General features: G+C 63.0%; 26 protein-coding genes. 6 read left to right on the top strand and 20 right to left on the bottom strand.

The features are described from left to right. The first annotated feature begins 168 nt into the window (after positions 1-168). The gene (locus WJU17_RS17260) at positions 169-2,502 is read left to right on the top strand and encodes a TonB-dependent receptor (RefSeq protein ID WP_346328633.1); all 2,334 of its coding nucleotides are present in this window, start codon (positions 169-171) and stop codon (positions 2,500-2,502) included. A 246-nt stretch (positions 2,503-2,748) separates the two neighbouring features. Next, positions 2,749-4,128, top strand: a complete 1,380-nt coding sequence (locus tag WJU17_RS17255; protein ID WP_346328632.1) for a sigma-54 dependent transcriptional regulator — start codon at positions 2,749-2,751, stop codon at positions 4,126-4,128. Here WJU17_RS17255 and WJU17_RS17250 read toward each other — a convergent pair whose 3' ends face one another. The 7 genes from WJU17_RS17250 to flgC form a co-directional block, all read right to left on the bottom strand. Next, positions 4,129-7,302, bottom strand: a complete 3,174-nt coding sequence (locus tag WJU17_RS17250; RefSeq protein ID WP_346328631.1) for an ATP-binding protein — start codon at positions 7,300-7,302, stop codon at positions 4,129-4,131. 153 nt (positions 7,303-7,455) lie between these two features. Beyond that, positions 7,456-7,914 carry a hypothetical protein gene (locus WJU17_RS17245; protein WP_346328630.1) on the bottom strand — a complete coding sequence of 153 codons (459 nt, stop codon included), beginning with the start codon at positions 7,912-7,914 and terminating at the stop codon, positions 7,456-7,458. Positions 7,915-8,219: 305 nt separating this feature from the next. Continuing rightward, on the bottom strand, positions 8,220-9,296 hold the full coding sequence (flhB, locus tag WJU17_RS17240) for a flagellar biosynthesis protein FlhB (protein ID WP_346328629.1): 1,077 nt from the start codon (positions 9,294-9,296) through the stop codon (positions 8,220-8,222). 3 nt (positions 9,297-9,299) lie between these two features. Continuing rightward, complete coding sequence (locus WJU17_RS17235) at positions 9,300-10,067, bottom strand: flagellar biosynthetic protein FliR (protein ID WP_346328628.1); 768 nt, start codon at positions 10,065-10,067, stop codon at positions 9,300-9,302. After that, positions 10,057-10,320, bottom strand: a complete 264-nt coding sequence (locus WJU17_RS17230; RefSeq protein WP_346328627.1) for a flagellar biosynthetic protein FliQ — start codon at positions 10,318-10,320, stop codon at positions 10,057-10,059. Before WJU17_RS17230 ends, WJU17_RS17235 begins: the two co-directional genes overlap by 11 nt. A 3-nt stretch (positions 10,321-10,323) precedes the next feature. After that, positions 10,324-10,638 carry a flagellar hook-basal body complex protein FliE gene (fliE, locus tag WJU17_RS17225; RefSeq protein WP_346328626.1) on the bottom strand — a complete coding sequence of 105 codons (315 nt, stop codon included), beginning with the start codon at positions 10,636-10,638 and terminating at the stop codon, positions 10,324-10,326. 16 nt (positions 10,639-10,654) lie between these two features. Next, positions 10,655-11,062, bottom strand: coding sequence for a flagellar basal body rod protein FlgC (gene flgC, locus WJU17_RS17220; protein ID WP_346328625.1), 408 nt, complete (start codon positions 11,060-11,062; stop codon positions 10,655-10,657). A gap of 111 nt (positions 11,063-11,173) precedes the next feature. Between flgC and WJU17_RS17215 the strand changes: the two genes are divergently transcribed. From WJU17_RS17215 to fliP, 3 genes are read left to right on the top strand one after another with little or no spacing between them, the layout of a single operon-like run. After that, on the top strand, positions 11,174-11,407 hold the full coding sequence (locus WJU17_RS17215; RefSeq protein WP_346328624.1) for a FliM/FliN family flagellar motor switch protein: 234 nt from the start codon (positions 11,174-11,176) through the stop codon (positions 11,405-11,407). Between the two features lies 1 nt (position 11,408). Continuing rightward, complete coding sequence (locus tag WJU17_RS17210) at positions 11,409-11,681, top strand: flagellar biosynthetic protein FliO (protein ID WP_346328623.1); 273 nt, start codon at positions 11,409-11,411, stop codon at positions 11,679-11,681. Next, positions 11,681-12,415 carry a flagellar type III secretion system pore protein FliP gene (gene fliP, locus WJU17_RS17205; protein WP_346328622.1) on the top strand — a complete coding sequence of 245 codons (735 nt, stop codon included), beginning with the start codon at positions 11,681-11,683 and terminating at the stop codon, positions 12,413-12,415. The genes WJU17_RS17210 and fliP overlap by 1 nt, the downstream gene beginning before the upstream one ends. Positions 12,416-12,428: 13 nt before the next feature. On the opposite strand, the gene WJU17_RS17200 is transcribed toward fliP, so the two are convergent. Genes WJU17_RS17200 through motA form a run of 12 tightly spaced genes read right to left on the bottom strand, consistent with a single transcriptional unit; the run spans position 12,429 to position 21,020 of the window. Beyond that, positions 12,429-12,884 (bottom strand): hypothetical protein, encoded by a 456-nt coding sequence (locus WJU17_RS17200; protein ID WP_346328621.1) that lies wholly within the window; start codon positions 12,882-12,884, stop codon positions 12,429-12,431. Positions 12,885-12,891: 7 nt separating this feature from the next. Then, positions 12,892-13,734: a flagellar motor protein MotB gene (locus WJU17_RS17195; RefSeq protein ID WP_346328620.1), complete on the bottom strand. Its 843-nt coding sequence runs from the start codon at positions 13,732-13,734 to the stop codon at positions 12,892-12,894. 4 nt (positions 13,735-13,738) lie between these two features. Beyond that, a complete protein-coding gene (locus tag WJU17_RS17190; RefSeq protein WP_346328619.1) occupies positions 13,739-14,038 on the bottom strand; it encodes a hypothetical protein in 300 nt (99 codons plus the stop codon). 46 nt (positions 14,039-14,084) lie between these two features. Further along, positions 14,085-14,612, bottom strand: coding sequence for a chemotaxis protein CheD (locus WJU17_RS17185; protein WP_346328618.1), 528 nt, complete (start codon positions 14,610-14,612; stop codon positions 14,085-14,087). A 2-nt stretch (positions 14,613-14,614) separates the two neighbouring features. Next, positions 14,615-15,004, bottom strand: a complete 390-nt coding sequence (locus tag WJU17_RS17180; RefSeq protein ID WP_346328617.1) for a response regulator — start codon at positions 15,002-15,004, stop codon at positions 14,615-14,617. An 8-nt stretch (positions 15,005-15,012) separates the two neighbouring features. After that, a complete protein-coding gene (locus WJU17_RS17175) occupies positions 15,013-16,038 on the bottom strand; it encodes a chemotaxis response regulator protein-glutamate methylesterase (protein ID WP_346328616.1) in 1,026 nt (341 codons plus the stop codon). After that, a complete protein-coding gene (locus WJU17_RS17170) occupies positions 16,035-16,904 on the bottom strand; it encodes a CheR family methyltransferase (protein WP_346328983.1) in 870 nt (289 codons plus the stop codon). Before WJU17_RS17170 ends, WJU17_RS17175 begins: the two co-directional genes overlap by 4 nt. Positions 16,905-16,918: 14 nt before the next feature. Beyond that, the gene (locus WJU17_RS17165) at positions 16,919-17,407 is read right to left on the bottom strand and encodes a chemotaxis protein CheW (protein ID WP_346328615.1); all 489 of its coding nucleotides are present in this window, start codon (positions 17,405-17,407) and stop codon (positions 16,919-16,921) included. Then, positions 17,404-19,479 (bottom strand): chemotaxis protein CheA, encoded by a 2,076-nt coding sequence (locus WJU17_RS17160; protein ID WP_346328614.1) that lies wholly within the window; start codon positions 19,477-19,479, stop codon positions 17,404-17,406. Before WJU17_RS17160 ends, WJU17_RS17165 begins: the two co-directional genes overlap by 4 nt. Continuing rightward, positions 19,476-19,841 (bottom strand): response regulator, encoded by a 366-nt coding sequence (locus tag WJU17_RS17155; protein WP_346328613.1) that lies wholly within the window; start codon positions 19,839-19,841, stop codon positions 19,476-19,478. The genes WJU17_RS17160 and WJU17_RS17155 overlap by 4 nt, the downstream gene beginning before the upstream one ends. After that, positions 19,838-20,161 (bottom strand): STAS domain-containing protein, encoded by a 324-nt coding sequence (locus WJU17_RS17150; RefSeq protein ID WP_346328612.1) that lies wholly within the window; start codon positions 20,159-20,161, stop codon positions 19,838-19,840. Before WJU17_RS17150 ends, WJU17_RS17155 begins: the two co-directional genes overlap by 4 nt. After that, positions 20,139-21,020, bottom strand: coding sequence for a flagellar motor stator protein MotA (gene motA / locus WJU17_RS17145; protein WP_346328611.1), 882 nt, complete (start codon positions 21,018-21,020; stop codon positions 20,139-20,141). The genes WJU17_RS17150 and motA overlap by 23 nt, the downstream gene beginning before the upstream one ends. A 201-nt stretch (positions 21,021-21,221) precedes the next feature. Here motA and flaF point away from each other — a divergent pair, with 201 nt between their 5' ends. Beyond that, on the top strand, positions 21,222-21,587 hold the full coding sequence (gene flaF / locus WJU17_RS17140; RefSeq protein WP_346328610.1) for a flagellar biosynthesis regulator FlaF: 366 nt from the start codon (positions 21,222-21,224) through the stop codon (positions 21,585-21,587). A 92-nt stretch (positions 21,588-21,679) separates the two neighbouring features. Here the strand turns inward: flaF and WJU17_RS17135 are convergent, their stop codons facing one another. Continuing rightward, a complete protein-coding gene (locus tag WJU17_RS17135) occupies positions 21,680-22,897 on the bottom strand; it encodes a helix-turn-helix transcriptional regulator (protein WP_346328609.1) in 1,218 nt (405 codons plus the stop codon). Between the last annotated feature and the right edge of the window lie 49 nt (positions 22,898-22,946).

Genomic DNA, 22,946 nt, shown 5'->3' with positions numbered 1-22,946 from the left:
CTATTATAGCGTTTCGAGAGGGAAGAGGCTGAATCGCGAGGCACCCATCGGCGCGATAGAACCGCGACCGTCATCGCGGAGCCTATATTAGTTATCGCTAACATACAGGGGAGGCTTGAGATGCTTAAATTGAGAAATGGCGCTGCGCTGGTGATAGGAGCGAGTGCCATGATGACGACCGCCTGGGTGGATGCGGGCTCTGCCGCTGAAACGGACACGATTACGGTAACCGCGCGAAAGCGAGAGGAAAGCGTTCAGGACGTTCCAGTAGCCATCCAGGCTTTCTCGCAAGAAGACCTTCAGAAATATCAGTCCAACGATCTGTCGAAGATCGGCGAGATGGCGAGCCAGGTCAGTATCATCCCGACCTCCTCGGGCGCCGGCGCTTCATTCACCGTTCGGGGTCTTGGCTCGGCGGCCAATGATTCAGGCGTGGATTCCAGCGTCGTGCTCGATATCGACGGAATGCAGATCAACCGAGGTCATGTCATCCGTGCGGGCATGTTCGATCTGGCGGGCGTTCAGGTAATGAAGGGGCCGCAGGCACTTTTCTTCGGCAAGAACAGCCCGGCCGGCGTGATTTCACTCACCAGCAACAACCCGACACCCGATTGGGAATTCATCGGCCGTCTCTCCTACGAAATTGAAGCCGACGAATTCATTGGTGAGGCCATCGCTTCGGGGCCGATCAATGACAAGGTCGGGATCCGGTTTGCCTATCGCGGCCGAACCCAGAAAGGGTGGATCAAGAATACCGCGGGCCCCGTGACCGATCAGGCTCCCTATGTCCCCGGTTACGTGTTCAACGCCGAACCCTATGCATTCCCGGGCACCAGTGACCCGCGGCGCGGATCGCAACAGGAACACATCGGACGTCTCACGCTTGCGTTCACACCGAGCGACGCGTTCGACGCCACCCTGAAAATATTGGGCGCCCACTATTCCGACGACGGCCCTTCGCTTCAGGAGGTCACCTCATGCTCGGGCCCTCTCCCCATCAGCATTCCGGTAGCAAGCCGTGTCACCCTCGTTGACGTCTATGGCGATTGCAAGCTGGATGGCCGCATGGCATCGGGCGAACTCGCTCCGGAAGTGGCCGCGGCCTATGATGGCGATGTCGACCGGAAGGGTGGACGCTCGTTCATGATGGTCGACACGCTGCTTACCACCCTGAACATGAACTATCAGACCGATAACTTCACCCTGACCTCGCAAACCGGCATTTACTACTACGATTACACGAGGTTCGACAACTTCGACGGCACCACGTTCAACCAGCTGCTGGGCATACAGTTCGAAGACAACCTCAATGTGAGCCAGGAGCTGCGTTTTCTGTCGACATTTGATTTTCCGCTCAATTTCATGGTCGGTGTGTATTACGAGAAGGCGAAGCGAGACTCGGACAATAACGGCAAGATTGCCGCCCATGGTCCTGACCCGGTCTCCGGCCGGAGCAACAGCTGGAACGCGATTTCGACCGTCAAGGGCGATACCTACTCCGCGTTCGGACAACTGATCTGGGATATTACCCCGGACATCGAATTGGCCGGCGGCGCCCGCTTTACCCGCGAGGAAAAGGACGCCACGCAGCAGAACACCTACAGACATCCTGTCATGACTTTTCTGAAGGCCCCGGGAGTCGTCGTCGCCAGCTCGTTCCGGGACAGCAATGTCTCGCCCGAGGCAACGCTCACATGGACGCCCAGCAATAACGTGACTTTGTACGGCGCCTACAAAACCGGCTACAAATCGGGCGGTTTTTCGACGAACACGGTCATCTCGGCGGGCGCGACTTCAGATACGGTCTCGTATGATCCGGAATCATCCGAAGGCTTCGAAATCGGCGCCAAGACGATGCTGTTCGACGGCGCGCTGAGGCTGAATGTCACTGGTTACCGGTACACGTTCAAGAACCTCCAGGTTTCCGCCTTCGACGCATCGACCACCTCGTTCCAGATCCGCAACGCCGCGAGTGCCCGCACCACGGGCATTGAGGCCGAGGCGAGCTTGCTCGTTGGGGAAGGCCTGACCTTGCGCGGTCAGATCGGCTACAACCGCGCGCGGTATGTGTCGTTCACGCAGGCGCCGTGCTATGGCGGACAAGGTGCGGCTCAGGGCTGCGTCGGCGGCGTGCAGGACCTTTCCGGGGCACCAACCGTATTCGCGCCGGACGTCACCGCGGGTTTAGGGTTCAGTTACGACACCCCAGTCTTCAATGGCTGGAGCTTGGGCCTCAGCAGCGACGTCACGTATTCAGCCGCTTACTATACGCTGTTTACGATCAGCCCGTTCGCCTACCAGGACAGCTACGCCAAAGTGAACGCAAGCGTCCGGTTGTATTCCGACGATGATCGGTGGGAGTTCGCTCTCATCGGTCGCAACCTGGGCAACAAGCGGATCCTTGGCGGCTCGGCCGACAAGCCAGGAGGACTGGCCGGCGATGTATACAGCTACTCGCCGCGAACCCGGGAAATCACGTTCCAGGTGACCAGTCGCTTCTAACTATTGGGAGCAGCCAGAACCTGAGGCGGTTTAGGTCGACGAAAGCTGGCTGTTCCACTTCGCTGCGCCTCTCCCCGAGACGCACCTGGCGCCGGGATCCACGTATCCCGGCGCTTCTTTTTGCCGATCAGCCATCCTTGAGAAGCCCCCAGAGCCTGATCTGTCTTCGCCGCCCAGCCTCCCATTCTGGGCACCGCGACGCCGGGATCGCTTGACGCCGATCCACAGGCGCGTATCTGTGAAGTCATGATGGAAGAACCGACCATTCTGATTGTCGAAGATTCGGTGGCACTCGCCTCGACCTACCGGGAATACCTGCGACAGGTTGCTGCATCGGTGGTCGCCGTGGAGAACGGCACACAGGCCATGGAATGGCTGAAGACGAATACGCCTGCGGCCATTTTGCTCGATCTGCGCCTTCCCGACATGGATGGGATGGAAATTCTGAAGAACGTTCAGGCGAGAAAGCTGATCTCGCCCGTGATCGTGATGACCGCGCACGGGTCGATCAATGCCGCGGTGGATGCCATGCGTGGCGGTGCCTTCGATTTCCTGATGAAGCCCTTCGCCGCCGACCGGCTTGTGACGACCATTCGAAACGCGCTGTCGCACCGCCAGCTTCAGACCGAGGTCCTGACCCTGCGCAGCACGTTGGGCCGGGACCGGTTTCATGGGCTGATCGGCGCCTCGCTGCCCATGCAGGCGGTCTACCGATCCATCGAAAGCGCCGCCCAGAGCAAGGCGTCGATCTTCATCTACGGCGAAAGCGGCACCGGCAAGGAGTTGTGCACCCAAGCCATTCATCAGGCCAGTGCCCGGCGCGATGGCCCTTTCGTGGCGCTGAACTGTGCCGCGATCCCGCGCGAGCTGATGGAAAGCGAGGTCTTTGGCCACCGCAAGGGCGCGTTCACGGGCGCCGTCGCCGACCGGGAGGGCGCGGCCGGCCGTGCCGATGGCGGCACCCTGTTCCTCGACGAAATCTGCGAGATGGACATCGCGCTGCAGGCAAAGCTGCTCCGGTTCCTGCAGACTCAAAGTTACTCACGCGTAGGCGATGACGTGCCGCGCCAGGTCAACGTGCGCTTCGTCTGCGCGACCAACAAGGACCCGCTCGAGGAGGTTCGCGCCGGGCGTTTTCGCGAGGATCTCTACTACCGGCTGCACGTCATTCCCATTGACCTGCCGCCGCTGCGCGACCGGGGCGACGACATTCTTTTGCTGGCACATGCGTTCCTCGAGGAATTTTCCGAGGAGGAAGGCCTGCCGCTGAAAGTTCTGACACCCCAGGCGGAAGCGGCGCTGCTGGCGTATCGCTGGCCTGGAAACGTGCGAGAAATGCGCAACCGCATTCACAGCGCTCTCGTGCTGACTCAAGGCAGCGAGATCGGTCCGCAGGATCTGGGCATTGCCGCCCCGGCGAAAGACGCCGAGTTCGCCATTCCTCAGACGCCTGTGCCTTCCATCTCCTCGGACCCGCCCATCGTGCCGTTGTGGCAGGTCGAGAAGGAAGCGATTGAACGGGCGATTGCCCATTGGGATGGCAACATCAACAAGGCCGCCGCCGCGCTCGAAATCAGCCCATCGACCATTTACCGGAAGATGGAACGTTGGGGTGCCGGCAACTGATCAGATCATGACGCTCAGGGACGGCACCACCGCCTGATGCAGTTCGGCGATCGATCGCTGGAAAAGACCGCGGGTTTCTCCGATACGCTCCAGGACCACGGTCAGGTTCTTGTCCCTCCCCGCCTCCTCGAGAATCCGGGCCAGCTCGGCAAGCGCGCTCAGGCCGAAAAAGCCGACCATGCCTTTTAAGGTGTGCGCCTCGAGCGACAGGCGTTCCAGATCCTGCTCACGGGCCGCGGCCTCCAGCGCGCCGATCCGCTTCTCCGCCTCGCTTGCGAACTCGTTCACCAGCCGCTCCTGTGCGGCAACGCCCACATCGAAGCGCATTCGCTCGATCGTGTCGGCATCGATCAGCTCCGACGGCGGGGCATGCCGGTTAACCTCATGATCGGCACTGATGCCATCGACGATGGTGCGCACCAGGGCGTCCCGCTGCAGCGGTTTGCCGAGAAACCCCGCCATACCCTCGGCGGAAAAGCGCTCCTGATCGACCCGGGAAACATACGCCGTCACCGCGATGACCGGCGTCGCGGCATTCGGCCCCCCGCCCGCGCGGATGGCCCGAAAGGCGTCGAGACCGTTCATGCCCGGCATGGCGATATCCATCAGGATGGCGTCGTACCGCCGTTCGCCCGCCACCAGGATCGCATCCTCGCCACTGACGGCCTCGTCGGCTGACGCCCCTTCCCGGGCGAGATACTGGCTAACCACCATGCGATTTACGGGACTGTCGTCCACCACCAGGATCGAAAGACCTGAGAGATTGCCTGAACGGGATACCGCTTGCGGGTAGGCCTCCGTCTTTGTCCATGCCTTGGCACTTCCGACCTGCAGATCCAGTTCGAACCAGAACCGGGTCCCTAAGCCGGGCGTGCTCTCGAACCCGATCCGTCCGCCCAGCAGGTCGATCAGTCGGCGCACGATGCCGAGGCCGAGACCAGCGCCCATGTGGCGCCTGTCGCTCTGCTGATCGGCCTGGGCGAAATCGTCGAAGAGACGCGGCTGGAACTCGGGCGGAATACCCACTCCGGTATCGGTCACCTCGAAACGGAGAGACACCTTGTCGTCATGTCTGCCGACATCACTGACATCCAAGCGTATCTCGCCATGGTCGGTGAACTTGACCGCGTTGCTGACCAGATTGTTGATGATCTGGCGCAGACGTCCCGCATCGCCGACGACTGTCGCAGGCGTCGACCGGGAGATGTTGGCCTTCAGCGCCACGCCCTTTCGTTCGGCCTCGCGGGAGAAGATGTCGGTTGCCCCGCGAACCACCCGGTAGAGATCGAACGGCGCGTGCTCGACGACCAGTTTGCCGGCCTCGAGCCGCGTCAGGTCCAGCATGTCATTCAGCAGTGTCTCGAGTCCCGAGCCCGCCTCGATCGCGGTCGCTACATACTGCTTTTGCTCGGGCCCCAGATCGCTCCCGAGCAGCAGGTCGAGCATTCCAAGGAGGCCATTCATCGGCGTCCGGATCTCGTGACTCATGATCGCCAGAAATTCCGATTTGGCCCGGTTGGATTTTTCCGCCTCCTCCTTGGCCTGGCGCAACGCCTGGTCGGCCTCCTTGCGGCTGGAAATGTCGCGGACATAAGCCGAGAAGACGAGACCGCCGGACGTCACGACCGGCACGATCGAGATTTCGGCGGGAAACTCCTCGCCGTTCGCGCGGACGGCGCTCACTTCGATGCGCTTGTTGATGACAGCGCCTTCCCCGGTTTTGAGGAAGCGCTCCAGGCCCTCCTTATGCGCCTGACGAAGCGCGGGCGGCACCACCAGATCACCGACAAGACGCCCTTTTGCCTCCTTCGCCGTGTAGCCGAATATCTGCTCGGCGGCAGGGTTGAATTCCATCACACGGCCGACCTGATCCATGGTGATCACGGCATCGAGTGCGGTGTTGAGGATGCCGGATTTCATGGCTTCGCTCTCGCCAAGGGCATATTCGGCATCGCGGCGGCGGTCGGCGAGACGGAGCGCCTCGATGACCTGCCCGCATGTCAGAGCGAGCGGCCAAAGAAAATCCACATACGCCTTGTCATACCCGCCCTCGCGGTTCGCCAGCCCGATCAGCCCTACGAACTCACCGCCTCTCACAAGCGGCAATCCGAGAAAATGCCGCAGAGGCGGATGCCCGCTCGGCAGCCCACCGGCGCGCGGATCATCGTGCGCATTATTGGAGATAACGACACGCCCGCTTTCGAGCGCCGCGCCGAACAGGGTCTTGAGGTTCCGGAACTCCAGCCCTCGGCCGATACCACTCTCGAAGAATGCGCGGGTTTCATCGTTCCAGGCCAGGTTCGTCATGGCGAACGTCCGCAGATAGGGCTTGCCGTCTGGATCGTGAAGCACCTCGCCGATGAAGCCATATTCACTGCCGGTGAAAGCGATGATCCGTTGCAGGATCGGGTCGAAAGTGCCGCGCCAGTTATCTGATGCAATGAATTCCGACTGCGTGAAGGTAAGCAACTCGAGAAGCTGGCGCTGCTGTTCCAGCTGCCCGGTTTCGGTCACAAGCCGCGCATTGGTGACCTCGAGCTTGTCCTGGTTGACCAGGTCTCGCACCAGCCAGCGATTGAGCCTGCGTCCCAAAACCACCAGCATCGACAGAAACAGCAGGATCATCGCCGACATCAGCAGATGGACCTGATCGCCCTCGGCGGCCATGCGACCGGCGACAGGCAACAGCAGCGGCACGATGAACGCAAGGGCCAGCGGCAGGTAGACGGCCGTCGTGACCAACGACCCGGCGCCAAGGCCGCCTACGGTAAAGGCGAGCAAGAGTTGGATCATCGGATGATTGGGGACGTAGAAGGCGAAGGTGGTCGCGCCCCAGACGACCCCGAGAAGTCCCGTCGACAGAACCAGCCCCCAACGCCAGCGGACATGGGCTTGTTCGTCGGCATCGGCTTTCATGTAACGAAGATAAATCACCCCTCGAAGACCGAGCGCCACGCTCAGCGCAATCAGCCATGCGAGAATAAAGGGGGGATTCACCGCGCCCTGGACACCGATCGCCAGAAGCACGGCCAGCAGGACGTTGGTCATGGTGGCAAGCGGCAGCGCCGCGTAAGCCTGCTCCATCTGGCGGCGGAGGATCGAGGCGCCGTCTACCTCATCGTGATACGACACCCCGGCCGCTGAAAGCGCACTGTTCCAGCCACTCTTCAGCACGTTGCGCTCCTCTCGTCCTTACCCAATCTACGCCCCCTCTGCGCTACCAGGCTGGATGAATATGGATCATCCTCGATATGGTGTCCTCAAGCACTATGGCTTGTCTTGTCTCCCCGCTTCAACGACACGAACATTAGTCTGGCCGACGACCGATCAGCTGTTGCTCGACATCCGGTGAGGGTGATTGTCGTTGGCGCTGGCCAGCGGGCGGCGCATTGCGCTCTCGAGCGGTTGATCTGCCCAGGAGCAGAGGTCACCGCGCAACGTCATGATTGCGGCCGGTGACATGCCGGAGGGCGGTTCTGTGTCGATCGTGCCGGACAGCGCGCTCGGTACGGTAATCACGTCCTCGGACGTGCAGCCAGGCAAATGTCCGGGCGATGTCATCAGGGTGACGATGCAGGCTTCCAGATCGGGGTCCTCGCGCGGCCCGATCAACTCGGCGATCTCATCGGCCGTGAGGGTCTCGTAGCCGTCCAGCGCCCTTGCCGCAGATATCCACAAGAGGTCGGGATCTTCCAGACTTACTGTGGCCAGCACCTGATGGGCGACCGGATGGTGCGAAGCGTCCATGGCGTATGAGCCGGACGTGCTGGATTTCTGGATCTGCATTTGCTTAGCCCCCAATGGCCTAGAGTGACGACATCGCGGAAGAACCGTTGGCATCGGACTTCCGCTCATGCACCTTCACTTACAAGGATCGTGCCAGATCAGGGATAAGCAGCAGAGTTGGCGGATTTCCTTGGCTGCCCGTCAAACGGGCGACAAAGCCGTCCTCATAACCACTCCAATATCGCTTGAACTCAGTGTCGTTCTGCAGACGACGTTGCAATTTGCAACAGCCCGGCTCGCATTATGCGACAGCGGCGCCTCTTTTCGACCAGACGGACAGAAAGGCCGAGGGAGTGTCGAACAGGTCAGGACGGCGCGCCTGCGCTCCGCTTGGCGCGCAGTTTCAGAACGAAGCCGATGATCTCCGCGACGGCGGCGTAATAGTCCACCGGAATCGGATGTTCCAGGTCGACCATGGCATACAGCGCGCGCGCGAGCGGTGGATTTTCGACGATGGGAACGCCCGCCTCGGTGGCCACCTGCCGGATTTTCAGCGCCACGTCGTCCATGCCCTTGGCGACGACGACAGGCGCCGCCGTGACGCCGTGCTCGTATCTGAGCGCGACGGCATAATGCGTCGGATTGGTGATGATGACACTGGCCGTCGGCACCGCCGCCATCATCCTGTGCCGAGAGCGTTGCAGCCGGATGGACCGCACCCGCGCCTTGATCTTCGGATCACCATCATTCTGTTTGATCTCGTCGCGTATCTCCTGCAGCGACATCCGCATCCGCTTGAGAAACGAATGGTGCTGGTAGACGAAATCGAACAGCGCGAGCGCGGCCACCAGCATGGCGACGGCGCCAACCATATCGCCCGCGACGGAACCGCTGATACGCGCGGCGTCGAGCGGTGAGATCCCCACGAGCGTGTCGAGCCCTGAGAGTTTCGGCAGCACCATGATGATGGCAATGCCGATGACCAGCGCGCATTTGAGCAGCGTCTTGCCGAATTCGACCATGGCACGCATGCCGAAAAGCCGCCCGAGCCCGGAGACTGGTGAAAATTTCGACCATTTCGGAGCCAGCCTCGACCATGACAGCGTGGGCCGGCCCTGCACGAACATGATCAGCAGGGCGCCGGCGAACAACAAGCCGAACAGTGGTGCCAGCGCCGCCGTCACGGACCACATCACCCCGGTCGCCAGTGCCGTGGCCCCGCCCGGCTCGACGGCATACATGTCCGCCCGGCCCCACCACCCGGCGAACAATCGCCCCAGCGCGCCGAGCGCCGTCAGCCCCATGCCGCCGGTCACGAACAGCGCGGCGACGAACATGACGGCATGGCGCATCTCCATCGCCGTCGCGACATCGCCCTTGCGGCGCGCATCGTCGAGTTTCTTGTCGGTCGGTTGTTCCGTTTTTTCCTGATCGTCGGACATGGGTCAAAAACCCGCCGTCTGCATCCAGCCCATCATGGACTGGGCGAAGACATTGATGATGGTGCCGAACAGAACGGCGAACAGCGACAGGCCGAACAGGATGTTCAGCGGCTGACCGATGAAAAAGACTTGAATTGTCGGCGTCAACCGCGCGGCGAGACCCAGGGCCACATTGAATATGATGCCGTAGATCAGCAGTGGCGCCGCCAGTCCCAGGGACAGCGACATGGCCGCGCCCACCGTCGCGATGGCCAGTTGCGCGAAATCGGCCGCCGGTGGCAACACCCCCGGAGGAAAAACCAGGTAAGAGCGGACCATGGCCCCGATCCAGAGGTGATGGATGCCCGCGGTGAAGCAGGCGACGGTCGCGGCCAGCGCGATGAAGCGGGACAGCAGAAGCGACTGGCCGCCCTGCGAGGCGTCAGGCACAAGAACCGACGACAGGCCGATCTGCAAGGCGATGATGGAACCAGCCATCGCGGCGGCCTGAAACATGACCTTGATGATAAAGCCGACGGCGAGACCGACCATGAGTTCGGCCAGAATCAGGCCCGGTAGCGCCGTGCTCTCCAGGTCCAGCACCGGGAGTCTGGGAGCAAGCAGCCCGTCGAGGCTAAGCGTGATGCCCAGCGCGATGGTCAGCCGGATTCGAGGCGGCACGGCCTCCTCGGAAAATGCCGGGAGCAGCATGAGAATGCTGCCGATCCTGGCAAAGAGCACCAGGAAGCCTGCCGCGAGCCCGGGCAGCGCGCTGATCGCGTCAGCCGGCAACGATGCGTCCCGATATCTGCAGCATGAACGCCGAGAATGCCCGGCCGATCATCGGCAGGGAAAGCAGCATCACGACGCCCATGGCGAGCAGCTTGGGCACGAAAGTCAGCGTCATCTCCTGAATCTGGGTCAAGGCCTGGAACAGACCGATGCCGACACCGACGATGAGCGAGGTCAGCAGCATCGGCCCTACCACGGTCAGCAGCAGGATCAGACCGGACTGGGCCAGTTCCATGGTAGCGGACGGAGTCATGACCTAGATCTGCATGCGCATGATTTCGGAATAGGCGCCGACGACCCGGTCGCGCACCGCGACGACCGTATCCAGCGCCATCTCGGCGGCGCCGATGGCCGTCACCACGTCGATCAGATCGCCCTTGCCGGCGACCTGACGGGCACTGGCTGCCTCCGAGGCGCGCATGCTGGATGCGGCGTTCGTCACCATGCTGGAAAGCATGTCGCCGAAACCGGCCTCGCCAGCGGGCGCGGCTTCCGACGACGATGCGCCGCTCTGCGGCGTGCGAGCAATCCGGCCATAGGCCATCGCCGCATCGAGAGATCCTACCGACATTAGGTAAATTCCTTCGTTATTTCAGGAGATCGATTGTGCGCATGGTCAGGTTCTTCGAGGCCTCGATGACGTTGAGATTGGCCTCGTAGGAACGCTGCGCCGCCTTCATGTCGGCCATCTCGACCAAGCCGTTCACGTTGGGCATCTGCACATAGCCTGCCGCGTCTGCGCCGGGATTTCCGGGCTTGTAGACCCGCGCGAACGCGCTCTTGTCGGTTTCGATGGAGGAAACCGCCACACCCGTCGCCCCGGTCTCGCGATCCACTTCCGCCTGGAAGTTCACCACCTTGCGCGCATAGGGCGTTCCGCCAGGCGTCGTCGCGACCGAGTCCGTATTCGCCAGATTCTCGGCGATGATCCGCATGCGAAGCGACTGGGCCCGCAGTCCGGATGCCGAGACATCGATAGCCGATTTGAATTCCATTCACGCCTCCCGGTGCCGACCGCCGACACAGCAATCTTATAGGAAGAATTTGCCTAGTGGCGCCGGCGCCTCGGCATTTTTATCCTATAATTTTGGCGAGAGGAGACACTTATGTCCGCACTGGATGACATTACCGTCGATCTGACGATCGTGCTCGGCTTCGCCGACGTGCCGATCCGGCAAATGCTGAAAATGGGCCGAGGCTCCATGATCCCGCTGAACTGCGGGCATGATGACCCGACCGTCGTCTATGTGAACGACCAGCTGATCGCTGAAGGCAAGATCGTGGTCGAAGGCGACCGGATGTCGCTGGAAGTGACCGGCGTCGCCCAGAAGGGCCGCTGACATGGATTTTTACGCCATCGCGCGGATGCTCGGGTCGCTCGGGGTCGTACTCGGGCTGCTCATGTTTGCCCTGTGGGCGGTCAGACGCTTCGATCTGCGCCTGCCGGGCCGGGCCGCGGCCAGCGAACGGCGCCTCGCGGTGGTCGAGCGCATTGCCGTTGACCAGAAGCGGGTTCTCCTTCTGCTCCGCTGCGACGCACGCGAGCATCTGGTTCTCGTCGGTCCCGAGGGAACACTGCTGATCCAGCCCGGAAACGGCCTCGGAGAAAAATGATGACCAGATCCACGAGATGGGCCATCCGGGCCTGCGCGGCGTTTGCCTGTGCCGCGCTGCCTTCCGCCGCGTTCGCCGCCGGCACGACCATCGATCTCGGCGACGGCAGCGTCTCGGGACGCGCGATCCAGCTGGTACTGCTGCTTACCGTCCTTAGTCTGGCTCCCGGGATCCTGATGACGGTCACATCCTTTACCCGCATCGTCGTGGCGCTTTCCTTGCTGCGCTCGGGGATTGGCGCACCGGGCGTACCGCCCAATCCTGTCATCATCAGCCTGGCGCTGTTCCTCTCGTTCTTCGTCATGGCGCCGACGTTCGAGGCGGCCTGGAAAGAGGGAGTCGCCCCCTACAACGCGGGTACGATCACCGAGGAAGAGGCCTTCATCCGGACAACCGCGCCCTTTCGTACCTTCATGCTGCGCCAGGTCCGGGAAGACGACGTCAGGCTGTTCGTCGAGCTGTCGGGCAAGCCGGTGGCCAAACGCGCCGACTTGCCGCTGACCACGCTGGCGCCCGCCTTCATGATCTCGGAATTGCGCCGGGCTTTCGAGATCGGCTTCATGCTCCTGCTGCCGTTTCTCATCATCGATCTGGCGGTATCAGCCGTCCTGATGGCCATGGGCATGATGATGCTGCCCCCGCCCACCATTTCCCTGCCCATGAAGATCATCTTCTTCGTTCTCGTAGATGGGTGGGCACTGGTTGCCGGCTCGCTGATCCGCAGCTTCGGCTAGCGGGGCGCGGTTCTCACACCGCGCCCACTTCGGTGATCAGCGCCCGTCTTACGACGTCATGGCCGAACGCCTCGGCCCCGGCCTCCACGACCAGCGTCCGAAACACATCCAGATCGGGAATACGGCCGTCCGGGCTCTGAGCCATGGGCGTCTTGAACGTGCGCATATTGATCGCGTTCAGCAACAAGGGCAGAGCCGCCGTTACATCGGCCTCCCGGGTTTCCGGCACTTCCAGCTGGACGTTGAACACGACGTAGCCGGCCAGCCGGCCATCTTCGAACACCACCGGAGCCTTCACGGCGCCCACGGGCACGAAGACGGACTTGGCGGTGGCGTCCGGTGAAACTGGCTTGGCGACTGCCGGCGCCGCTCTACCGTGCATCAGCAGAACACTCGTACCCAGACTTGCGCCGGCCCCTGTCCCGAGGCCAAGCACCAGAATGATAACGGGCAGGACGATCTTGCTCATGGGAGTCTCAGAACTGGAAGCTGACGTCGCTGGGCAGTGACGCGGCCTCGGCGAGAACCACGATGGTGATCCGTCGGTTTTCCGGGCGTTCCGGTTGGTCAGGGTAAACGGGACGCGAGCCGGCCATCGCCACGATCTCGGCGAAGCGATCAGGCAATAATCCGGCTTCGGCCATCGCGGCGCGCGCCGACAAGGCGCGTTCGGCGGACAGCCGCCAGTTGAACTCGCTCTGCCCGCCCACGGAGTCGGTGTGACCCTCGATGGCGATCTGCGCCCGCGAGTCCCGGAGCTTGCGGGCGACGCTGGCGAGCATGCGCCGCGCGTAATCGTTCAACTGCGCGGTCGTGCCGCGAAACATGGCGCGCTTGTCCGTGTCCATCAGGGTGATCCGGATGCCCTCTTGGGCCGCCTCCACATGGACGCTGTCCGGACTCTCCTTGACCTCTGGCAGGGCATCGATGGCGATCTTCATCTCCTGAGCCATGACCCGCAGGGCCGCCTCTGGAACGTTGGCCGATCCGCCCCGCGAAGCCCCCACGGTGCGCGGCGGCGCTGCCTCCAGGCTGGCGTTGGTATTGCCACTGGCGCGGGACGCCGGACTGGGCATGGGAATCTTTGCCCCATTGCTGCCCGAGGTCACGCTCGGGGGCTCTGGCGAGAAATACTCGGCCAGTCCCTTCAACCGCGCGTCATCCGGGCTCGATACCAGCCAGAGCAGCAGAAAGAATGCCATCATGGCCGTCACGAAGTCGGCATAGGCGACCTTCCATGCACCGCCATGATGCCCTTCATGGCCGCCCTTCTTGACCTTGCGGATGATGATCTTGGGTCTGTCGTCGTCACCGCGCATGGGATCAGCCCTGCATCACGGCATCGCGCAGACGCGTCTGCACCATGGACAGCCTGACATTGGCGAGCACATCGCTGACGGAGGCGCCGTGCGCCATGCGGTCGAGCAGATTGGCGCTTTCGTCCAGCCGCTGGACGATGAGGTCGAAGACCTGCAGCTGCGAGACGTACTCGATGACGAAACGCTCGTCCTGCACCAACGTTTCGGCCAGCGTTTCGATCAGGCCACGAAGGTCCCGCATCTCCTCGGCGATGGCGACGTGCATGTGTGCCTGCACGGGGTTGTCTCTGAGCGGCTTGTTCATCACGAGCAATCCATCTGTTGTCTGAGATTGTGGCACCGGTGGGCCATCAGAAGAGTTCGAGATCGCCACCGGACGTCTTGACCGGAAGCGGCTGTGCCACGGGCGCGGGCGTGTCGGCGACCACACTGGAGCGGACTTTTCCTTCATAAGGCTGAAACTCCACCTTCCGGGCGAGGCGGCCGCCCAGTTCGGCGTGGCCGATGGGAATACCTTCCGTCGTCATGAACTGACGGGCGAAGTCGCCATTCGCGGTTCCGATCCCGCCAAGACCCGAAAAGATGTTCGCGCCGCCATAGAGGTGCGCGCGCAGTCTCGGGCGTGCGGCGCCCTGCTTCATCATTTCGTTGATGAGCAGTTCCATGGCGTGCACCCCGTAGCGCTGCATCTCCGCCTTTTCGACATGGGTATCCATCCGCGGCTGCGGCAGCAGGAAGTGGTTCATCCCGCCGACATGGGCAACGCTGTCATAGAGACACACGGCCACGCAGGAGCCGAGCAAGGTTGTAATGATGACCTGCGGGTCCGACATGACGCAGTGTTCGCCCTGCATGATATTGATGCGGCGCGGGGGCATGCTCAGGTCAGCTCGCCGAAGACGCGTTCGATCTTCTCCTTGAGCGCGGCCGGCGCGAAAGGCTTGACGATGTAGTTGTTGACGCCCAGGGCGGCGGCCCGCTGGACAATTTCGCGGTCGGCGGAGCCCGTCAGCATGATGAAGACCGTTTTGCCGATCACAGGATCGCCCCGCACGGCCTCCAGGAACTGCAGCCCATCCATCTCCGGCATGTTGTAATCGGAGATGATCAGATGGACCCGATCGGACCGGACCGCCGACAGCGCCTCGGACGCCGCGGGCCTGTCGCGGATATCCTTGAATCCGATGTCCTGGAGGCTCCGGCGGATCATGGCGCGCATGCTCGTCTGGTCGTCCACGACCATAACCTTGATGGCTGCTGCTGCTGGCATGTGTCCCTCTACTTGCGGCACGCCGCGAGGATGGCCTCGGGCATGGTAAACAAACTCATCTCGCGCTCGACGGCGCCCAGTTCCCAGGCCGCCTTTGGCATGCCGTAGACGACGCAGCTCGCCTCGTTCTGACCGAAGGTCCGGGCGCCGGCGTCACGCATGGCCTTCAGGCCTTCGGCGCCATCGCGGCCCATGCCGGTCAGAATGACGCCGATACCGTTCGCCCCCAGCTTGGCGACGGAATGGAACAGGATGTCGACCGACGGGCGATGCCCGCTGACCAGATCGCCGTCGCGCAACCGGATTCGCCCCTTCAGGCCGCCCGCCAGTTCCATATGGGTCCTGGTCCCCGGGGCGATGAAGATCGTACCGCGCTTCAGCGCCATGCCTTGCTGGGCCTCGACGACGTGCGCCTGGCACTCCTGCGACAGGCGTTCGGCAAATCCCCCCGTGAAGGTCAGCGGCATATGCTGCACCACGAGCACGGGCGGGCAATCGGCGGGAAAGACCCGCAGCAGCCTGAACAGCGCCTCGACGCCGCCCGTCGACGCACCGATGGCGATGACCACATCACGCTGCGTCTGACCCTGGGGCTTGATGACGCTCGTGGCCGAAACCACGGGGCGCAGCAGGGCCGAGCGCCCGGCCGCCTTGACCATGCGGCGCAAGCGCTCGCCTTCGCTGGCGATTTCGGCCGGGTCTCCGGACGGTTTGGCGAAACAGTCCACGGCGCCAAGGCGCAGCGCTTCAATGGTCGCCTTCGCGCCCCGCGCCGTCTGTGTCGAGCACATGATCACCGGCATGGGCCGCAGGGTCATGATCTTCTCGAGGAACGACAGACCGTCCATCCCCGGCATCTCGATGTCGAGAGTCAGCACGTCGGGGTTCAACTCCTTGATCATGCTTCTCGCGGTCCGGGTCTCCGGCGCCATGCCGACAACCTCGATCTCCGGGTCTGACGAGAGCAATCGGCGCAGGGTGGCGCGCATGGCGGCGCTGTCGTCCACGATCATCACGCGTACCGGGTCGGTCATGCCGCGAGGCCTCCGGCCGGCTTGACGAACACGGTCTGTCCGGCGCGCTGCATCACTCTGGCGGCCTCGCCGTTCAGCCTTTCGGAATGGCCGATGTACAGATAACCGCCGGGCGCGAGCAGATCCACGAAACGCGCCTCGAGCTCCATCTTCGCCTTGTCGTCGAAATAGATCATGACGTTGCGGCAGAAGATCACGTCGTATTTCCGCCGCAGCGGCCAGGGCGCGAACAGGTTGAGGACATTGGCGGTGACCAGGCTCTTCGCGTCGCTGGTCATGGCGTAGTCCTCGCCCTCGGGCTGCATCCACAGACTGCGGTAGACCGAGGGAACCGGCTGCACCATGGCCTCGGTATAAACCGCGCGCCGCGTGGCGCTGACCATGGTGGGCGCGATATCGGTGGCCAGGAGTTTGACGTCGCCCTGCCGTACCCAGCTCGATGCGCCGCGATCCTGGCCCAGAAGGCACATGGCGATGGTGTAGACTTCCTCGCCGCTCGAACAACCGGCCGACCAGATGCGGACGGGCCGCCCCTCCTCGGCATGCGCCTTCAACTCCGGCATCACGACTTGCCGCAGATGGTCGAAATGGTGCGCCTCGCGAAAGAAATGCGTGTGGTTGGTGGTCAGCGCGACCACCATGCGCGACAGCTCCTCCTTGTCCTTCTTCACCAGCGCCACGTAGTCCGAGAACCGCGTCAGGCCGCGTTCGCGCACCCGCTTGGACAAACGCGAGTGCACCAGGGCGATCTTGGTTTCGGCCAGGTGAATGCGCGCCTCGTGCTGCATGAGCGCGGCGATTTCAGCGAAGTCGCTTTTCGTGACCTCGACGTTGAACGCCTGCTGCAAGGCCTGCGCGCTGTCCATGACGGGATCGTGAGTCACGCCGCGTTGTCCATGACCCGAGAGATGCCCAGCGCTTCGAGGTCGAGCAGCAGGACCATCTTGCCGTTGTCATTGGCGCTGACGGACCGCTCCTGCACCTTCACCAGTCCGCTGATGATGGCCGGCTCGCCGATCTCGATATCCGGCGCCGGCTGGATTTCCTGGTCATGGATCAGAACGATGTCGGCGACTTCATCGACCAGGAAGCCGGCCTGCTTGCCCGCCAGGTTCACGACCAGCAGGCAGGATCGGGAATGGATCGTGCTGGGCCTCCAGCCAAGCCTTTCCGCCAGGCCGATGACCGGAACCACGGTCCCGCGAAGGTTGGTGACGCCGAGAATATAGCTCGGCACGCCCGGCAGCGGCGTCGGCTCTTCCCACTCGCGGATCTCGATCAGCGAACGCATGTCGATGCCGAACGACTGGTGATCCAGCGAAAAGGTGACGATCTTGCGGTCGCCCGGGGTTTGCGTGGTCGTCGTCATGCTGCAAGTCCTTTCATGGCATAGCGGACACCGGTACCCGCCGCGGTCGCGACCAGGGCGTCGATATCCAGAATGAGAGCAATTGATCCGTCGCCGAGTATGGTCGCGCCGCCCAGACCGCGGATCGGGTGCAAATTGGCGTCGAGACTCTTGATGACCACTTCGCGGCGGTCGTCGATGGCATCGACCATCAGCCCGACATGGCCGGAAACCTCGCTTTCGACGATGATCACCGGGCAGTCCTCGGCGCGCCGGCGCTCGAGCCCCGCGATTCCGAGCAGGTCGCCCAGCCGCCTGACGGGCAGATAGGTTCCCCGCAGGTCGATCACCTCGGAGGTCGGCGTCAGCGGGCGAACCTGCCCGGCTTCCGGCTTGACGGCCTCGATCACATTGGCGAGCGGCAGAACGAAGCGCTGCCGGCCAAGACGGACGATCATGCCGTCCAGAATGGCCAGGGTGAGCGGCAGCACCATGGTGAAGGTCGCGCCCTCTCCCGGAGTCGAGGAAATCTCGACCCGGCCGCCCATCGCTTCCACATTGCTCCGGACCACGTCCATGCCGACGCCGCGGCCAGAGATGTTGGACACGGTTTCGGCGGTGGAAAAACCGGGCGCGCAGATCAGGCTGTCGATTTCCTGATCGCTGAGAGACGCGTCGGGACCGATGATGCCCCGCTCGACCGCCTTGGCGAAAACCCGTTCGCGGTTGATGCCCCGTCCGTCGTCGCGGACCGAGACCAGGATCCGGCCACCTTTCTGCTCGGCGGACAGACGGATCAGGCCTTTTGCCGGTTTGCCGGCCGCCAGACGGTCCTGAGAAGATTCGATTCCATGATCCACGGCATTCCGGATCATGTGGGTCAACGGTTCGCCAATCTTCTCGATGACGCCCTTGTCGACCTCGGTGGTTTCGCCCGAGGTTTCGAGCATCACCGTCTTGCCGGTTTCCGCGGTGAGATCGCGGAGCAGCCGGGGCACGCGCGAGAAGGCATGACGGATCGGCTGCGCGCGAAGCGACATGACGTTGTCTTGTATCTCGCGGGTCAGTCGGGACAGCTCGGGCAACTCGACCCGCTCCTGTTCCTGGGCCGACAAGCGGTCCGCCAGAATGGAGCCCCGGATCACCAGTTCGCCGACCAGATTGAGCAGCATGTCGAGCTTGTTGAGATCGACGCGAATGGTCTGGGCGGCGGGTTCGCTGGGGCGTGACGCCTCGATGGTTTCGGCGCGGTCCTGCCCGTCATTCGCCGCCACGGGCACCGCACCGGGAAGGGTGACGTCAGGTTCGGCCAGGCGCTCGATGGTCACGACGGAATCCGGTGCGACGAAATCGAAGCACTCGCCAATTTCCGCTTGTTCCACCGTCTCCGGAAGGGAGAGTGTCCAGCGCAGATATCCGTTTTCCGGATCGAGCTCGCGCAACGGCGGCAATGCCGTCCTGTCGACGCTGGTGATGACGCCGCCCATGCGCTCGAGTTCGCGGATGACCAGCAGAGGCTCTCCGCCATTGGCCATCGCGGTACGCGACGGCGCGAATGTGACGATCCACCGTGCCGCCGACGCATTCTGGGCCTCGCCCCCGGCGGGCGCCTCGAGCGCATCCAGCATGTCGAGTTCGATGGATACCGGCGTGAAGCCGAAATCATCGCTGGCCGGAGCGACCGGCGCGGCGGCAGCGGACGCGCCGCCGGCCAGGATGGTGTCCAGGGTCGCGAGGATGACCTGGTCGGCCGGCGCGCCGGCGCCGGACTGGGCGGCGGCCACATGGTCCGACAGCACGTCCAGCGCACTCAGCATGGCCCGGATCACGTCAGGCAGCGGCGGGATCCGGCCGCTGCGGATCTCGTCCAGCAGGGTCTCGAACCGGTGCGCGAATGTCGTCAGCGCCACATGTCCGAATGCCCCGGCGCCTCCCTTGATGGAGTGGATGGCGCGAAACACCGAAGCGATGGTTTCCACCGAACAGTCGCCGCCCAGCATGGCCGTCAGGCTCTTCTCGGCCGTGTCCAGACCTTCGGCGCATTCCTCGAAGAACACCCGCTGGATGTCGTCGATGTCCATCGCCGTGCTCATGGACACACCTTGCGGATCGCGGCGCCGAGCTTGTCGGCGTCGAAAGGCTTGGTAATCCAACCCGTCGCGCCGGCGGTGCGGGCACGGGCCTTCTTTTCATCGGAGAATTCCGTGGAGAGGACCAGGATGGGCACGCCTCGGAAAGCCGCTTCGCGGCGAACCGCCTCGATGAGCTCGAACCCATCCATGATCGGCATGTTGATGTCCGTGATCAGCAGATCAGGCTGGCAGACGCGCATGCGCTCCAGTCCGTGAGCGCCGTCATTGGCGCTTTCGATACGAAACCCCTGCGCTGTCAGCGACGCGCGAAGGAGCATGCGCATGCTCGCGGAATCATCCACGGTCAGGATCAGTTTGCTCACGGGATGACCTCATTGTTTGGTTCAAGTCCAATGGTCTCGGCGAGGCCGCAGGCCACCACGCGTTGGCGGAAAGCCGCGCTCGGTTTGACGATGGCCAGCCCTGCGCCATCCTTCGCTTCCGTATGGGCGGCGAGCAGGAGCTGGAGCACGGCTTGTCCCAGGCTCTCTACCTCGGACGCGTCCACGAGGATTTCCCCGCCATCGTCGGACGCCATGACCAGCCGGGCGCGAAGTTCGTCCGCGGTGGTGGTGACGCAGTGGGCCGGGAGGCGAATGGTGCGATCAGGCGCCATGTCGTCAGGCGGTGGCAGTGAGTTCATTGCTGACCTCTTCGAGGGCTGTCTCGAGTTGCGAGAAGGAAGGAGCGTAGATTGACGGCGCCATGCGCCGGGCGATCTCTATGGCGACGGGCGTGGAGATACCGTTCGCATGCGCGATGATGGCGGTCTTGACGATGCCATAGGGCTTGGCCTCCGCCTCGATGATCTGCTTGAGCTTCGCCGCCATCGGACCGACGACGCAGTAGCTGAGCAGAACGCCCAGGAAGGTGCCGACCAGCGCGCCGCCGATCATGGCGCCCAGCACGTCGGTGGGCTGGTCGATGGAGCCCATGGTCTTGATCACGCCCAGAACCGCGGCGACGATGCCGATGGCCGGCAAACCGTCCGCCATGGTCTGGAGCGCGGACTGAGGCTCCAGTTCTTCCGCATGGTGACGGTCGATATCGTTCTCCATGGCTTCGGCGAGCTGGTTTGGATCCTCGAAATTGACGGTCATCATGCGCAGGTAGTCGCAGATGAAGACGATCAGGTGGTGGTCGCCCAGAAGACGCGGATACCGCGAGAACAGCGAACTTTGTTCCGGCGTGTCCAGGTGCGGCTCGATGGCCGTGGCACCGCCCTTGCGAAAGGTGGTGAGAAGGCCGAACAGCAGGGCGAGCAGATCCCTGTAGTCCTGCTCTTTCCAGTAGGGTCCCTTGAACGCATGCCCCATGCCCTTGCCGGCCTTCTTGACCGTATCCATCGAGTTGCTGACGATGAACGCGCCCAGCGCCGCGCCGGCGATCGCCATCATTTCGTGCGGCAGCGCGTGGAGAATGATCTCCATCTTGCCTCCCGAGATCAGGAAGCTGCCGAAGACACAGACCAGGATGATGATGAAGCCGACACCGTTGAGCATTTGGTTCCTCGCGCCGGACGGCAAGTCGCCGACAACGAGATTATAGGAAGAAGTTCACCATGAAGGTGTCTCACGAGGTGATTTCCTTCCTCTCAGAGCGATGACGCGCGGAAAACATTGAAGTTTTGCAAATTGGCTGACGTCGACACGAGGGGCTGCCTCGACATCCTATAATTATGAGGAGCAACAACAGGAGTTTGCATGTCTCTGGATCATTACCGCCGCGTCCAAACCCTTTCGGCCTCGCCCAGAGCGACCGAACACAGACTGATGAGCGAGATCACGAGCGAGATGATCGCCGCGCGCGACATGGGCATGAGCGGCGCCGGCCTGATGCCGGCGCTGCACCGAAACCGGGAAGTGTGGAGTGCCTTTTCGTCGCTCTGCGCGACCGAAGGCAATCAGCTGCCGCCGGACTTGCGTGCCAGCATCATTTCCCTGGCGCTCTGGGTCGACCGCTTTACCACCGAGGTCGTCACCGGCCGCGACCACATCGACGAATTGATCGACGTCAATCGCGCGATCATCGCCGGTCTGGCCGGCGCTCCCCAGGCTCACGCCGCCTGATTCCCCACGTCCGGTCCAGCGCAGAAGACATGGCCCGCCGATAGCCCTGAAGGGCAATCGGCGGGCCATTATCGTATGGGAAGGCGTGATGCCTATTCGAACACGGCGCTCACGACGGCGGCGACCTTGGACGGGTCGAGCGTGTCCACGGGGATTTCGCGCGCCGGGTTTTCACTGTAGCCGATGAGCGCGCCCTGGCGATCCACCGTTACCATCAGCACGCGCACACCCTCGCCCTCATCGATGACGGCCAGTCCCCCCGGAGAGGGAAACCGGTCCGGATCGACGATGACGACCGAACGCGCCGGCAATCCGATGCCCAGGGTCGCGCGGCAGACCCGTAATCCCCAGGCGCGCGGCCCGGCGTTGCGGGGCGATTCGACCGTGTCGCCAGTTGGCGCACGAGCGACGAGGCCGTCCGGTAGAGCAGCCCCATAGACGGGAACCAGACGAGCCGCAGGCACATCAGGCGATGCACTCGCGCCTGCCGTCTCACCAGTCGTTGTGTCGGTCTTGACGGACGGCGCTACCGTCGAAGCGGCGGATTGGGGTTTTGCTGCGGAAGAGACTTCCGCTTGGGCCGCTAGCACGGGCGAGCCACCCAGCGCCGCGCGGAGCTCCGCGACCTTCGCCGCCGTCTTGGCGACCCGGTGTTCGGGATTGCTCACGCTGGACAGATAGGGTGCCAGATCCCCGTGCTGATAGGATGCGAGCACCGCATCCCGCAAGGCCGCCATATCCGGCACGCCGAATACCCGGCAGAGAGAGCGGACGGTCTGTTCGTTCCAGCGATCCAGTGTCTTCTGTGCGTTCTCGACGCGAGAGAGGATGACCGGAGGAAGCCCGAACTCCTTATCGAGCACCGCTATGGAAAGGGCGTCGTCATGGGTGCGGCGCAAACGAAGCGCGGCGCCCAGAAGGACCGCGAATTCTTCCTCGTCACGGTCGATACCCTCGATATCGACCAGATCGGACGCCCAGTCGGTCATATCGAAGCCGGCATCCTCCACATCGATCAGCAGAGCCAGCGGATCGACCTGAAGCGCGGAGGCGATGCGCACCAGTTCCTCGGGCTTGGCGACGACTTCGCCGCGTTCAATCTTGGAAAGGCGGATATAGGGGATGTCAGGCAGCTTGGATGAGAGCCCCAGTAATTTCCCATAACCGCGCTGCTTTCGAAGCACACGAAGATTGTTGGGAAAAACGATTGCCCTGTAAGGATCGAAGATGATCCGGTCACCAACCGCCCGCGATGGCGTGGAGCTCTTCCCCATTCCCCCGGTTCCCATTTTCCTGGCCCTGTTCGGCATCTTCGTCCTCTTCGACCCGCTCGTCTCGCCTCGCTCGCACGATAAGGGG

Origin of the sequence: Iodidimonas sp. SYSU 1G8 (genome assembly GCF_039655775.1) — a bacterium.
Taxonomy (GTDB): Bacteria; Pseudomonadota; Alphaproteobacteria; order SMXS01; family SMXS01; genus RI-34.
This window is presented reverse-complemented; position numbering and strand designations above follow the sequence as displayed.

Coding starts and splice junctions, on each gene's coding strand:
- WJU17_RS17260 (WP_346328633.1), top strand. CDS start 169: ATGATGACGACCGCCTGGGTGGATGCGGGCTCTGCCGCTGAAACGGAC.
- WJU17_RS17255 (WP_346328632.1), top strand. CDS start 2,749: ATGATGGAAGAACCGACCATTCTGATTGTCGAAGATTCGGTGGCACTC.
- WJU17_RS17245 (WP_346328630.1), bottom strand. CDS start 7,914: ATGCAGATCCAGAAATCCAGCACGTCCGGCTCATACGCCATGGACGCT.
- flhB (WP_346328629.1), bottom strand. CDS start 9,296: ATGTCCGACGATCAGGAAAAAACGGAACAACCGACCGACAAGAAACTC.
- WJU17_RS17230 (WP_346328627.1), bottom strand. CDS start 10,320: ATGACTCCGTCCGCTACCATGGAACTGGCCCAGTCCGGTCTGATCCTG.
- fliE (WP_346328626.1), bottom strand. CDS start 10,638: ATGTCGGTAGGATCTCTCGATGCGGCGATGGCCTATGGCCGGATTGCT.
- flgC (WP_346328625.1), bottom strand. CDS start 11,062: ATGGAATTCAAATCGGCTATCGATGTCTCGGCATCCGGACTGCGGGCC.
- WJU17_RS17215 (WP_346328624.1), top strand. CDS start 11,174: ATGTCCGCACTGGATGACATTACCGTCGATCTGACGATCGTGCTCGGC.
- WJU17_RS17210 (WP_346328623.1), top strand. CDS start 11,409: ATGGATTTTTACGCCATCGCGCGGATGCTCGGGTCGCTCGGGGTCGTA.
- fliP (WP_346328622.1), top strand. CDS start 11,681: ATGACCAGATCCACGAGATGGGCCATCCGGGCCTGCGCGGCGTTTGCC.
- WJU17_RS17200 (WP_346328621.1), bottom strand. CDS start 12,884: ATGAGCAAGATCGTCCTGCCCGTTATCATTCTGGTGCTTGGCCTCGGG.
- WJU17_RS17195 (WP_346328620.1), bottom strand. CDS start 13,734: ATGCGCGGTGACGACGACAGACCCAAGATCATCATCCGCAAGGTCAAG.
- WJU17_RS17190 (WP_346328619.1), bottom strand. CDS start 14,038: ATGAACAAGCCGCTCAGAGACAACCCCGTGCAGGCACACATGCACGTC.
- WJU17_RS17185 (WP_346328618.1), bottom strand. CDS start 14,612: ATGCCCCCGCGCCGCATCAATATCATGCAGGGCGAACACTGCGTCATG.
- WJU17_RS17180 (WP_346328617.1), bottom strand. CDS start 15,004: ATGCCAGCAGCAGCAGCCATCAAGGTTATGGTCGTGGACGACCAGACG.
- WJU17_RS17175 (WP_346328616.1), bottom strand. CDS start 16,038: ATGACCGACCCGGTACGCGTGATGATCGTGGACGACAGCGCCGCCATG.
- WJU17_RS17170 (WP_346328983.1), bottom strand. CDS start 16,904: ATGGACAGCGCGCAGGCCTTGCAGCAGGCGTTCAACGTCGAGGTCACG.
- WJU17_RS17165 (WP_346328615.1), bottom strand. CDS start 17,407: ATGACGACGACCACGCAAACCCCGGGCGACCGCAAGATCGTCACCTTT.
- WJU17_RS17160 (WP_346328614.1), bottom strand. CDS start 19,479: ATGAGCACGGCGATGGACATCGACGACATCCAGCGGGTGTTCTTCGAG.
- WJU17_RS17150 (WP_346328612.1), bottom strand. CDS start 20,161: ATGAACTCACTGCCACCGCCTGACGACATGGCGCCTGATCGCACCATT.
- motA (WP_346328611.1), bottom strand. CDS start 21,020: ATGCTCAACGGTGTCGGCTTCATCATCATCCTGGTCTGTGTCTTCGGC.
- flaF (WP_346328610.1), top strand. CDS start 21,222: ATGTCTCTGGATCATTACCGCCGCGTCCAAACCCTTTCGGCCTCGCCC.
- WJU17_RS17135 (WP_346328609.1), bottom strand. CDS start 22,897: ATGCCGAACAGGGCCAGGAAAATGGGAACCGGGGGAATGGGGAAGAGC.